The following is a 12,412-nucleotide window of genomic DNA, read 5'->3' as shown; positions in this document are numbered from 1 at the left end:
TTTGCAGCGTATATTTTGTAATGAGCCATGAATAGCCTCAGTCGCTTCTTGTGTAGTATCTTTAGGATCAGTATACCGTGTAATCGGTGCAAGGAGCGTGCTGATGGCATCCCAAAAGAGCATACATGATGAATATCCCTTCTCTGATATGATTTTTACATCAAAGCATCTGGTGGCAGCCAAGCGTTTGTTTGAACCGATTATTCGGCATCGGGGGGCAGAGTACTTTCGGGAAGGCCGGGTGGCCTTCGAAAGCCTCTCTCCTGAAGGAGCCTTTTTCTCGGTGGAGGGGAGCCGGGGAATGCCCTATTCTGTTGTGCTTAGGACGAAGGGAGACAAAGGAGACGACCTTTCGGCTTCAAGCTGCAATTGTCCCTACGATGACTTTTGTAAGCATATTTGGGCATCCCTGCTGACGGCAATAAACGACAAGCTTCCTTTACCTTCCGGATTAGGGATTTCGAAGTCGTTCTCTCGTGCCTCTGGAGAATCCTGGGTCCGTGATCTGATCAAAGAGCCGCAGCATCCTGTCCGCGATCCGAAGAAGCGGTTCCGCCTTCTTTTCCTCATAGGGCCTTACCCCTCCTATGCTTTCCGGTCGAAACTTTTCGTCCGCCCTGCCCTTCGGTACATACGACAAGACGGTGAGCTCGGTGCAATTTCGAATTTTCGTGATTCGGCTCATCTTGCAGATGTATCCGACAGGGAAAAAATGCTCCTTTCTTCATGCCTCGAGTATGAAGGAAACCGTTTGGATCTTCACACCGGCATAGGCTATCTTCTCGGGGAAAAGGGGATTCCTGCTTACGTCGATAACGGGCAAACTCCCCCGGTCCCCATCACTATTTTCCCTGTCGAGGGTCTTGAGGTGGATTTTCGACCGCAACTGGAAGAAAATGGGGAGGTTGAATTTCAGCCACTGCTCGCATATATCGATTCCCAGGGGCGTCGGCAGCATGTTGCTGCGAGGGAGTGCCTTCTGGACAGACGGGGTGCAGAGAAATTCCTCTTTCATCCCCTTTCCGGTCTGCTGGCCCTCGTCCCCGTGGATAACGGTACGGAAAATCGAGCCCTTGATCTCTTGGTTAATGGACTTCTGCCCTGGCGTCCTGAGAATATTCGGGAGTTGGAAAGGCTGCTTCCGAAGGAGCAGATAAGCCTTGCGGAAGTAAAAACTGAGTTTCGGTTTTCCGATAATATTCCCAGGCTTACTCTCGACATCACCGAGGTTCCCCAAGGTCTTGAGTTTTCGGTCGGTATCGACCACGCCTCACTTCCAGATTCCGAAGTCTCCCTTCATGCTGATGGATATTGGGTGATTCCCCGTGTGGACTATCAGGCTGCTTTGAAGCAGGTTTCACGCAGTATGGGCGCTTCTGAAGGCTTTTCCCCCGATGCTTCGCTGTTCAGAGTCAACATGACTCTGGTTCAATTCCTGAAGGAAAAGGCTCACGAGCTGCTTGCTGCCGGTTTGTTACTCCGTTTGAATAGCATCCCGATTCATCCTGCCGGTGAAATCAGGATTGAATCCGCCAGCGGGGTGGATTGGCTTGATCTTAGAGTTTCTATAGATGGACAAGATATTGGTACTCACTCGCTGGATCTATCCCGCCGATTGCTTTCTGCGGGAGATCATTTCATTGTTTTGGATGATGATCAGGTGGATCGGCTGATCCATCTTAACGAACTGGATCGAGGGAAATCGGGCAGCTTTCGTTTGTATCCCAACGATATCGCAACCGTTCAGGATCTCGGTTCCCTGATAGATGGCATCGACGATCCCCGACTGGAACGCAGCCGGAATATCATCGCCAGGCTTGAGACCGGATTCGATACCCGCCAAGAGCCCCCTAGTCCTCTCCTCCGGGCGAAGCTCCGGGAGTATCAGAAAACCGGACTGGAGTGGTTGCGCTTTCTGGAACGTTACAACCTGGGAGGGATCCTGGCCGATGATATGGGACTGGGAAAGACGATCCAGACCATTGCCCTCTTGGCGGATACTCTTCGGAGGGGAGATGCAGGTCCCTATCTGATCGTGGCCCCCGTAAGTGTCGTTCCCAACTGGGCCTCGGAATTTCACCGGTTTTTGCCGGAAATGGAGGTAACAATTCATATTGGGACCGACAGAGCACCCCTGGGAAAGGCCCCCAGGGGTGTGGTTCTTACCTCGTATCAGATTCTCAGGCTGGATGCCGGGGAGTTTACATCAATATCCTGGCATCTCCTTTGTCTTGATGAAAGTCAAAACATTAAGAATGCAGCAACGAAAACCTACAAAACCGTTCGGACACTCTCGGCAGATCGTGCTTTAGCCCTCTCAGGAACCCCTATCGAAAACTCGGTAATGGAGCTATGGGCCGTGATGGATATCGTTAATCCCGGCCTGTTGGGTACACGAGAGGCGTTTAAACGTCACTACGCAAAGGCGGTACATGCCGGTAATGGGGAGATAACTTCAAACCTGCGGAAACGAATCGCTCCTTTTATTCTCAGACGCACCAAAGGGATTGTGGCTTCAGAGCTTCCCGCAAGGGAAGAGGTTTTGTACAAAGTAGAGCTCTCCTCCCAAGAAGCCCGATTCTACACCCGGTTGAAGGAGTCTATGCGGGCGGAGGTTAAAAGTCTCATCGATGCCAAGCCCGGATCTCTCAAGGTAGCCAACGCAATATTGATGGCCCTGCTCAGACTCCGCCAGGCTGCCATTTCCCCGATTCTTCTGGATGAGAAGCCCGAAACCAGCAGCAAACTGGATGTCGTAATTCAGCTTTTGGAAACCCTCCTCGCCGAGGGCCACAAGGTGTTGATTTTTAGTCAGTTTGTCAAGGTCCTCTCATTGCTGCGCGCGCGCCTTGAAGCAAAGGAGATGGAGTATGCCTATCTTGATGGTTCTCTGGGGACTCGTGCACGGGAACAGGCCATTCGCTCGTTTAAAAACGCAAAGGGGATCTTTCTTATCAGCCTCAAGGCCGGAGGAACCGGTCTCAATCTCACCGAAGCCGACTATGTCTTTATCCTCGACCCCTGGTGGAATCCCGCGGTGGAATCTCAGGCTATCGATAGAAGTCACCGTATTGGCCAGAGGAGGCCTGTGATTGCCTACAAATTCATCGCTACCGGGACCGTTGAGGAACGGATTATAGAGCTTCAGGAACAGAAGCGGCGTATCGCCAACGAGCTGCTCTCCTTCGATTCCTCGCTTATCGGAAGGATGGACCGGGAGGAAATCCTGGCACTGTTTCGGTAGGGCTGCACATGGCTATGGCTCTATTGGTTATATCGCTAACTGTCCTTTTGAGCCTGAATCGATATGCAGTTGCCACGCATGAGCAAATATCGCCGCACCGATTGCGCCGGAGAAATCGCCATTTGCTGCGGGAATAATCTTTGTCGGAATGCCATAGGGTCTCCATTCATAAAGATCGAGGTATCGCTTGAGGGGGCCGAAAAGATTTTTTCCGGCGTTTGCAATTCCTCCGCCTATTATCACAATTTCGGGATCAAGTATATTTATTAGCGAAGCAATCCCCACGGCCAGGGCCTTTACCATCTTTAACCAATATTCAACAGCCGCCGGATCTCCTTTGACATAATCCATTTCAAGACCAAGCGGGTCATCATATAAACCATGCGTCCTTTCGGAGATCTGGCAATTCCCGACTAAATTATCTAACCCTCCGGGGATGCCTGTCAGTGCTTGTCTACCTTCCATATCCACACTCATATTTCCAAGGTGTCCTGCTCTGCCGATGTTTCCTTCCAACAGAATCCCATCGACTTTTGCAGCACCTCCCACACCGGTACCCAACGTAAGCATACAGATATTTTTGATGTGCTTGAGCTCGTCGGCTTGAATTTCTCCAATAAAAGCCGCTTTTGCATCGTTTACCGTATAGATTTTTCCAGGATACTTGAGAAGTTCACTCCAATCCAAACCTTGAATGTCGGTTAGCCGTTCGGGCATGTGGCCTATTGCCGTATGGTCTTTTTTCGGGATTCCCGGAGTCGAAATGCCGAATGCGGAAGGTAATGCATGGTATTCTTGTTCAAGCTCAGCAAGATATGGAGTGATGAGTTTTTTCCACTCTCCGGAGCACATTTCCCGGGTAGTTTTCTCATTTTGTGGAGTGCAATAAAACGTTTTGATTATTTGATAGCCTTCATCCAGTACCGCTGCTTTGAGTTTTGTACCGCCCATGTCTAATCCCACATAGTATGTGTACATATTCGACCCCTTAAAATATATCAGAATAAAAATAAACTGGTATATTATAGTTTACAAAATTGGGATCGTCCACTACAATTTTAGGAAAGGAGGAATCTGTGGAGCCGCGATTTATTCAAGGAATACAGGATCTCCTTGATACTTTCGTTTCACGCAATTGCTTGCAATTACAGCAGGCAGTAACATGTTGTGCGGATAGTATTGAGGCGGGACGCGGGATCCATCTTTTTGGGGCAGGACATAGTGCCTTGCCGTGTATGGAGGCCTTTCCCCGGATTGGCTCTTTTATCGGTTTTCATCAACTGACCGAACCAAGCCTGGGGTTTAACGGATTCGTTACCGGGAAGGGCGGACAGCGGCAGATGTCGTTTCTTGAACAAACCTCGGGTTTTGCCGAGGTTATTTTTGAGAATTACCGTTTTTCTTCTGATGATACATTAATTGTTTTTTCGCATTCCGGAATTAATGCACTTCCTGTCGAGATGGCAGAGATGGCCCACTCGCTTGGTATGCAAACAATTGCGGTGGTGTCCCTTGCGCATGCAAAATCTCAGAGTTCGAAAGCCCCCTCGGGCAAGCGCCTGGATGAGGTCGCTTCGTATGTCATCGATACCTGTGTCCCGGCACATGACGCAATTGTGGATATTGGCGATGGTGAGAAATCCGGAGGGGCCTCGACCGTTATGTCCATGATCGTTATGAATACAATTGTGTCGGAGACAGCTGCTTTGCTGAAAAAGCGGGATGTACCCGTAATGGTGTATCCAAGCCATAATGTATCTCAGCATGTTGATGAAGTTTTGGAACGAGAGAAGTCTATTTTTGATGCGTATAAAACTTTCAGGGCAAAATTCTAGCGAACTGTGAGGAGAAGATTATGAAATTTTGGTTGGCAACGGCAAATACGACGGAAGCTGAAGAGCTGTTATCCCTAGGTGTTTTTGAGGGTATCATCACAAACCCCACTATTGTGGCAAAAGAAGAGATGAATCCGGTAAAGCTCTTTAAGGCTCTTTGCAGTAAAGCCGATTCTCTCTATTATCAGATAGGCGACGGGACTTTTGACGCGATGATGGGAGAGGCTGATAGGATGGTATCCATAGATCCAAACAAAATGCGCATCAAAGTACCTGCAACACCGGCCGGTTTACGCGTTATTCGTGCATTGACAGAACAGGGATCGATTGCCATGGCTACGATTGTGCCCACGGCTCCTCTTATGCTTCTTGCCGTAGCGGCCGGAGCAATAGCTATTGCACCCTACAGTCGAATGATCCAGCAGGCAGGAGTCTCCTCGAAGATCGAAGAAGTACTGCGAATGCAGCAGATCATTGATGCCCAGGATCTCGATGTTGAAATTTGTACCGGCCTGTATAATGTCACAGACCTAAGTTTTTATGCTGCTCATGGTGTAAAATCCGGTTTTATATTTCCGAACGATATCCGTGCTTTTATTCAGCAGCCGCTTGTTCAGGAGGCCTGTGATGCCTACCGTGACGACCTTTCGCACATAAAGAGCTTTGTATAAATGCCGAAAGGAAGGACCCGGAAGGTTGCCGAAATCAAGCAAAAGCTTATTGACCGCATAGCGTCTGGATACTATCAAAGCGGTGACCGGTTTTTCTCAAATCGTGCAATTGCCGCACGCTTTCATATTAGCTACATGACTGCTCACAGGCTTCTCAAAGAGCTGGAAGAGGAGGGCTATCTGGGCCGAAAGGCCCAGTCCGGTTCATTTGTCAAGGGAGAGCATCATACGTATGACGCGGTAGGTCTTTATGTGTCCGAACGGGCCCAAATTAAAACAAGCTACAGTGCTTTCCTGCTGCATAAACTGGTCCTTCGTCTTGAAGCGGTTGATCTTCCTCATAAAATCGTATGGACCGATCGCAATACTGTTTTGGAGGACGATCTTTATCCTGTAATGATCGATACGGGTTATCTTCAAATGCAGCTTTACCGGCAAAATATTTTTGGCTTTTTGTTGAACCAAAAAGCTGCGCCGGGACTTTCGTCGATTTGGGTCGACAGTGTGTATATTGATAACTACTCCGGAGGGACTGCCGCTGCTCAGATTTTCAAAGAATATCTTTCTTTGGATGCCTATCTCGTTTTTGCCGGTCCCGAAGATGATGAACGCAGTCGGGCAAGGGTTTCCGGTTTTCTTTCCGAATTTCCTGATGCTCAGGTGGTATCGGCAGGGACTTGGCATTTTGAAGAGGCCCTGCGTCACGTACCGACCCTCTTTGGAACAGAGGTAGAAAAAGAAAAGTGTGCTGTGTTTTGCTGTAACGACAAATTAGCATCTGCGGTGATTCACTATTGTTCCGATAGTGGTATAGCTCCTCCTTTTATCATGGGGTTCGATAATATGCCGGTTTCTGAAGAGCTGAATTTTTCAACGATAGCCGTGCCTTGGGATGAGATGGTCGAACGGACCGTTGAATGCTGCGTCTCCCGTCTTGGAGGAGACGGATCGTCAACACGTCATATTGTGTTGAATACCAAGCCTCTGCTGCGTGGCCTTTCTCTGCGACATTAATTGAGACATTAATGTTATTGACAAACAAGAAAAGACAACATACTATCATATGTTGTAAATGTTACAAACATTTGAAATATAAGAGGTATTACATGATTACGACGCACGACATTGCAAAAATGATTGATCACTCCCTTTTAAGGCCCAATCTGACTACTGAGCAGGTTCGGGAAGGATTAAAGCTGGCAAAGGCGTACGAGACGGTATCGGTTTGTGTGCATCCTGCCGATGTCAGGTTGGCGGTGGAGATACTGGCGGGGACAGAGGTAAAGGTAACAACGGTTATTGGTTTTCCCCATGGGGCACATACCACCAAGGTAAAGGTCTATGAAGCAGAAGAGGCCATGGCTGATGGAGCGGTGGAACTCGACATGGTCATCAACATCGGAAGGCTTTTGTCTCATGACTATGCATACGTACAAGAAGAAATAAAAGCGCTGGTTGATGTGGCCCACGCTAAACATGCTCTTGTGAAGGTGATTTTAGAAAATTGCTATCTCGATGACAATCTCATCAGGAAAGCCTGTGAGTTGTCGGAGGCTGCCGGGGCTGATTTTGTAAAGACGTCGACGGGTTTCGGGACCGGCGGTGCGACTATTCATGATCTGCAGATTATGCGTGCATCATGCAGCCCAAAGGTGCAGATCAAAGCTGCCGGGGGTGTCAGAACCTTAGATGCTGCACTTGATGTGCGTGCTGCTGGGGCCTCGCGGTTTGGTGCAACGGCGACAAAGACAATCCTTGATGAATGCAGGCAGCGTGAACAAGCCGGTACCCTGAAAGAGAAATAACACATAGATCGAGTTCATGATGGAAAAGAAAAGCAACGAATATACATTACGGAATTTCTTGGAATTACTCATCTCTTCACGCAACCTGGATGCCGAAGCTGTTAACCACATTGTGCATTCTACGGTTTGTGAATTGCAGGAAAGCGGTGAACTCGAACATGGCATCTCGATGGATAGCTCGGCAACTGCTTGCTCATGGTTGGAGATGCTTATTAATGCGGCCCTTTCATACAGAAAAAAAGGGAAGCTTGCCTATTATCTTGCTACCGCTATTGCTTTGATGTTCATGCAGGCGGGGACGAAAGATACATTTCTTGAAGAAATAGGAAGCTACACGGTTGATGTCGGGCTTAGATATGCTGTTAAGCGATATACAGTCTTGGACCGGCACCCCGATCTTATTCAACTTATATATGAACAGTATGGTAAGTTTTCCCAGGATCCTCCCCGCGTTGATGCAGCAAGACGGGTAAAGCGGTTAAAAGAGGTCTACGAAGCCGCATATCAGGCTGAAGTTCGTTTCCACGGCTGTTCCCAATGTATCTTGTATGGATTAGGGGAAACGATTACGCCGGTGGATAAGAGCCTTTTTAAAGCTGCCACCGCACTCTCCGGAGGAATGGCGCAATGTGGAGATGGTGCCTGCGGGGGATATTCCGGGGGAATCCTGTACATGGGAACCTTTATCGGCAGAAGTTTCGATACGTTTTCCAATGATAAAGAGAACCAGTACCGTTCTTTTTCTATGGCCCAGAGATTACATGATAAATATGTCGAAACCTATGGAAGCGTCCTTGGAAAAGGTGTGCAAGAAAAACTGTTCGGTGAATTTTTCCTACTACGTGATGCTCGTCAAAAAGCAGCTTTCGGAAATTCTGGTGCGCATGAATACAAGTGCCCCTGTGTTGTCGGCACTGCGGCACGGTGGGTAGCTGAAATCTTGCTTGATGAACAGCTGATCTAAAAATAGACAGCTTATTAGAACATTATGGAGGTAAGAGCGATGAAGAAAATGTTATCAAGTGTAATGGCATTAGTTTTATTCTTAGTCCCGTTCTTCGTTAGCGCAGAAGGTTCGCAGGAAAGTACGGCGGAGAGTAAGAGCAAGGAAGAGGTTGTCATCGGATTCTCTTTTCCTACATTGCGTGAGGAGCGTTGGGCTGCTGAAAAGGAAATTGCTATTGCATATGCAAAGCAACAAGGTGTGAAGCTTATTGTCCAGGATGCCGATACCGATGCAAATGTACAGAATCAACAAATAGATAATCTGATTACCCAGGATGTGGATTGCCTCATTATCGGTCCTCAGGATGTTAATGCAATGTCTTCGAGTCTGGATGCCGCAAAGGAAGCCGGTATTCCGGTGATTTCGTATCTGCGGCTCATTGATAATAAAGGACTCACAATGTTTGTGGGATACGATTTTACCATGATAGGCGAAGATATGGCGAAAAGTGCAACTAATAGTGTACCAGAAGGTAACTACGTCGTGATTGCAGGAGACTCGGGAGATAATGTCTCCTATCAGCTGCGGGATGGTTTCTACAATGTCATTCAGCCGAAGATTAACAGCGGTGATATCAGTGTGGTGTATGAGCAGTACATCGATACCTGGTCGCCGGAGAACGCCATGTCGAATATGGAAAACGCACTTACCAATGAACATAACAACATTCAGGCTGTATTAGTTGAAAACGACACCATGGCAGGAGCCTGCATACAGGCACTAAAGGCACAGGGCCTTGATGGAAAGGTTTTTGTAACAGGAATGGATGGCGATGTGGCTGCTCTCCAGAGGATTGCCGAAGGAAGTCAAAGCATGACTATGCTTTTCGAACATGATTTTATTGCGAAAGCTGCCGTCGATGCGGCGATAGATCTTGCAATGGGTGTGGACCATCAGGCTGTTAATGGAACCGTTGAGGCCGGTGGTGAGTCGGTTCCTGCTGTTCTTCTGTCTGCCAGTAAGATAACTTCTGATACTTTGTACGATATCGTGATCGGGAAAAAACTGCAAAAGATGGAAGATGTATACAAAAACGTTCCGAAAAATCGGTGGCCTAAGTAGCTGATGTATGCCCGGACTGCTCTATAGTCGTCCGGGCACTCTTTGTGTTCCTTGAACTTGTAAAATGGAGAGTTGTACGCATGGATAACCGTAGCTTTTTAGTATTTGAGAGAATAGTCAAAGGGTTTTCTGGTGTCGTTGTCCTGAATCAAGTAAGTTTTCGTGTTAACCGAGGCGAAGTCCATGCGATAGTCGGAGAAAACGGGGCCGGAAAATCTACCTTGATGAAAATATTGGCTGGAGTATATCCCTATGGCGAATATTCCGGCAGCGTCATGTTTAAAGGTGTTGAACAGCACAATAGGGACACCAAACAGGCTGAACAAGCGGGAATTAGCATCATATACCAGGAGCTTGAACTGATCCCCAATATGACAGTTTGTGAAAATATCTTCCTTGGAAATGAACCTGAAACGCATGGCGTTATTGACTATAACTGCATGCGAAATGAGTCAATCAAGATTCTTCAACAACTAAAATCCTCTATATCACCGGATATTCCTGTTGAGATGCTGAGTGTCGGACAACAGCAAATCGTTGCAATTGCAAAGGCAATTTCCAAAAACGTCGAGGTGATCATATTTGATGAACCTACTTCGGCCCTACCTGATTCCGACGCTCTCATTCTCTTCGACATCATACGTTCTTTAAAGAATGACGGCATTACCTGTCTGTATATTTCGCACAAGATTAATCGTGTCCTGGAAATAAGCGATACCATAACAGTGTTAAGAGACGGGAAAAGTATAATAACGGCCCCCAGAAGGGAGTTCGATGAGCATCTCATAATCAAACATATGGTGGGAAGGGATCTAACTGAGCAATATCCCCGAAAGGAACATTTCCCTTCGAATATTGTGATGGAGGTAAGAGACCTCAGTGTGTTTGACCCTGCGATCTCCAAGGTTTTGGTTGATCACGTCAGTTTTACCGTGAAAAAAGGTGAGATCCTGGGCTTTGCGGGACTTATGGGAGCCGGAAGAACGGAACTTTTCATGGGGTTATTCGGCGCATATGAGCGATACGAGATTTCGGGTACCGTCTTCATTCATGGACAAAAGATTAATATCCACAAACCGTATGATGCCATTAAAAAGGGTATTGGCTTGGTCGTTGAAGATCGAAAAGAACGGGGCCTTGTCATGTGTATGGATATTATAAGAAATTCCACCTTGGCAAATATTCCCAATATGGTTTCCTGGTTCAGGCAGATTGATTCCAATAAAGAGATACGCGAAACCGAGACATATGCAAAGAAACTTTCTTTAAAGTACTCCGGATTAGAGCAGCTGGTCCAGAACCTCAGTGGCGGTAATCAACAGAAGGTTGTCATCGCAAAATCGCTGATGACGAAACCTGATGTTCTCATTCTTGATGAGCCTACCAGAGGAATCGACGTAAAAGCAAAACATGACATATACGAAATTATGAACGATCTGATTGATCAGGGGGTTGCTATTGTCATGATCTCTTCGGAATTATCGGAGGTCATTGGCATGGCCGATAGAATTCTGGTCATGTGTGAAGGTCGCCTAACTGGTGAGCTTTCATATACAGAAGCAACTCAGGAACGCATTATGCAATATGCGACTGCATCGATATAGGAGAATACACAAATGAAGTCTTTGCAAACCAATTCTTTGGAAAATCGATACACGCTAATCAAAGGTATACGATCCTATGCAATGGTGGGGGCCTTGATCGTCATCTGGGTACTCTTTGCCATATTAACCGGTGGTACGTTTCTTTCAGTGCGAAATCTTTCCAACCTTTTTCGGCTTACCGGTATAAAAGGTATTCTGGTAATCGGCATGGTCGGCTGCCTTGTGTCAGGAGAGTTTGATCTTTCAATAGGATCTGTTGTCGGGGTAACCGGTGCCATTACCGCCTTGCTACAAACGCAGTATGATATGAATTGTGTATGTGCCATCGCTATTTCACTTTTGGCCGGATTACTCATAGGTGTGTGGCAGGGCTATTGGATAGCATATCAAAATGTTCCAGCTTTTATTGTGACCCTGGGGGGAATGATGATTTTTCGCGGGGCCACTGTTTTAGTAACGAAAGGATGTTCGATTCCCGTTTCCAATCCTGATTTTGCGCTGCTCGGGCAGGAATACCTTCCCGGATGGCTAAGCATCCTTCTCGGTATTATATGTATTGGCGGTTTTATATTCTTTGAACAGGGCATGCGGCGTAGGCGATCCTCATATGGCTTTGATATTGCATCAAAAAGAGTACTCTTCGGAAAGTATTTCTTGGTACTAGTGTTGGTAGGATGTTTTGTTTTCGGATTTAATTCATATCAAGGTATTCCCGTTCCGGTGCTCATTTTGCTTATTCTCTATTTCATCTTTGCCTTTTTGTACAACAAGACACAATACGGCAGGTATATATACGCTGTAGGCGGTAATAGCAAGGCCGCGAAATTATCGGGCATTGATATTCGAAAGGTATATATGAAGGTCTTTGTTATGATGGGTTTCCTTTCGGCTGTGGCCAGCAATGTATTAACTTCAAGACTGGCATCTGCCACACCGAATGCAGGAAATTCGTTTGAGATGGATAGTATTGCGGCATGCGTCATAGGAGGAATCAGCCTGACCGGAGGACGGGGTATGCTCTTCGGAGCATTGGTCGGAGCTCTCGTTATGACAAGTCTTGGCAATGGAATGAGCCTGTTAAACCTGACTGCCGCCTGGCAGGATGTGATAAAGGGGCTGATATTGCTTATGGCGGTTTGGTTTGATGTGTCCAGTAACAAACAGAATCGATAAAGGAAACAGAAG

The 12,412-nt window shown here is 47.1% G+C and carries 10 protein-coding genes; 9 read left to right on the top strand and 1 reads right to left on the bottom strand.

Annotated features, from left to right (window positions below):
- Positions 1 to 103 precede the first annotated feature (103 nt).
- Positions 104 to 3,244, top strand: coding sequence for a DEAD/DEAH box helicase (locus SPIRS_RS18320; protein WP_013256176.1), 3,141 nt, complete (start codon positions 104 to 106; stop codon positions 3,242 to 3,244).
- Between the two features lie 27 nt (positions 3,245 to 3,271).
- On the opposite strand, the gene SPIRS_RS18315 is transcribed toward SPIRS_RS18320, so the two are convergent.
- Positions 3,272 to 4,222: an ROK family protein gene (locus tag SPIRS_RS18315; RefSeq protein WP_013256175.1), complete on the bottom strand. Its 951-nt coding sequence runs from the start codon at positions 4,220 to 4,222 to the stop codon at positions 3,272 to 3,274.
- Between the two features lie 98 nt (positions 4,223 to 4,320).
- Here SPIRS_RS18315 and SPIRS_RS18310 point away from each other — a divergent pair, with 98 nt between their 5' ends.
- From SPIRS_RS18310 to SPIRS_RS18275, 8 genes are all read left to right on the top strand, one after another.
- Entirely contained in the window at positions 4,321 to 5,079 is a 759-nt protein-coding gene (locus SPIRS_RS18310) for a sugar isomerase domain-containing protein (RefSeq protein WP_013256174.1), read from the top strand.
- Positions 5,080 to 5,099: 20 nt separating this feature from the next.
- Positions 5,100 to 5,750: a transaldolase family protein gene (locus SPIRS_RS18305; protein WP_013256173.1), complete on the top strand. Its 651-nt coding sequence runs from the start codon at positions 5,100 to 5,102 to the stop codon at positions 5,748 to 5,750.
- Positions 5,751 to 6,764: a GntR family transcriptional regulator gene (locus tag SPIRS_RS18300; RefSeq protein ID WP_013256172.1), complete on the top strand. Its 1,014-nt coding sequence runs from the start codon at positions 5,751 to 5,753 to the stop codon at positions 6,762 to 6,764.
- Positions 6,765 to 6,856: 92 nt separating this feature from the next.
- On the top strand, positions 6,857 to 7,555 hold the full coding sequence (deoC, locus tag SPIRS_RS18295) for a deoxyribose-phosphate aldolase (protein ID WP_013256171.1): 699 nt from the start codon (positions 6,857 to 6,859) through the stop codon (positions 7,553 to 7,555).
- Positions 7,556 to 7,571: 16 nt separating this feature from the next.
- Positions 7,572 to 8,519: a C-GCAxxG-C-C family protein gene (locus tag SPIRS_RS18290; RefSeq protein ID WP_245537620.1), complete on the top strand. Its 948-nt coding sequence runs from the start codon at positions 7,572 to 7,574 to the stop codon at positions 8,517 to 8,519.
- A 39-nt stretch (positions 8,520 to 8,558) separates the two neighbouring features.
- Positions 8,559 to 9,623 carry a sugar ABC transporter substrate-binding protein gene (locus tag SPIRS_RS18285; RefSeq protein ID WP_013256169.1) on the top strand — a complete coding sequence of 355 codons (1,065 nt, stop codon included), beginning with the start codon at positions 8,559 to 8,561 and terminating at the stop codon, positions 9,621 to 9,623.
- An 80-nt stretch (positions 9,624 to 9,703) separates the two neighbouring features.
- A complete protein-coding gene (locus tag SPIRS_RS18280) occupies positions 9,704 to 11,227 on the top strand; it encodes a sugar ABC transporter ATP-binding protein (protein WP_013256168.1) in 1,524 nt (507 codons plus the stop codon).
- A gap of 12 nt (positions 11,228 to 11,239) precedes the next feature.
- Positions 11,240 to 12,400 carry a sugar ABC transporter permease gene (locus tag SPIRS_RS18275; RefSeq protein WP_013256167.1) on the top strand — a complete coding sequence of 387 codons (1,161 nt, stop codon included), beginning with the start codon at positions 11,240 to 11,242 and terminating at the stop codon, positions 12,398 to 12,400.
- Positions 12,401 to 12,412: the final 12 nt, after the last annotated feature.

It is taken from the genome of Sediminispirochaeta smaragdinae DSM 11293, from assembly GCF_000143985.1.
Taxonomy (GTDB): domain Bacteria; phylum Spirochaetota; class Spirochaetia; order DSM-16054; family Sediminispirochaetaceae; genus Sediminispirochaeta; species Sediminispirochaeta smaragdinae.
Note: the sequence above shows the minus strand (reverse complement) of the source record. Positions and strands in the feature narration are given on the sequence as shown.

Bases quoted from the DNA above. Each gene is read 5' to 3' on its own strand.
- SPIRS_RS18300 (WP_013256172.1), top strand. From the start codon at position 5,751: ATGCCGAAAGGAAGGACCCGGAAGGTTGCCGAAATCAAGCAAAAGCTT.
- SPIRS_RS18305 (WP_013256173.1), top strand. From the start codon at position 5,100: ATGAAATTTTGGTTGGCAACGGCAAATACGACGGAAGCTGAAGAGCTG.
- SPIRS_RS18280 (WP_013256168.1), top strand. From the start codon at position 9,704: ATGGATAACCGTAGCTTTTTAGTATTTGAGAGAATAGTCAAAGGGTTT.
- SPIRS_RS18275 (WP_013256167.1), top strand. From the start codon at position 11,240: ATGAAGTCTTTGCAAACCAATTCTTTGGAAAATCGATACACGCTAATC.
- SPIRS_RS18285 (WP_013256169.1), top strand. From the start codon at position 8,559: ATGAAGAAAATGTTATCAAGTGTAATGGCATTAGTTTTATTCTTAGTC.
- SPIRS_RS18320 (WP_013256176.1), top strand. From the start codon at position 104: ATGGCATCCCAAAAGAGCATACATGATGAATATCCCTTCTCTGATATG.
- deoC (WP_013256171.1), top strand. From the start codon at position 6,857: ATGATTACGACGCACGACATTGCAAAAATGATTGATCACTCCCTTTTA.
- SPIRS_RS18315 (WP_013256175.1), bottom strand. From the start codon at position 4,222: ATGTACACATACTATGTGGGATTAGACATGGGCGGTACAAAACTCAAA.
- SPIRS_RS18290 (WP_245537620.1), top strand. From the start codon at position 7,572: ATGATGGAAAAGAAAAGCAACGAATATACATTACGGAATTTCTTGGAA.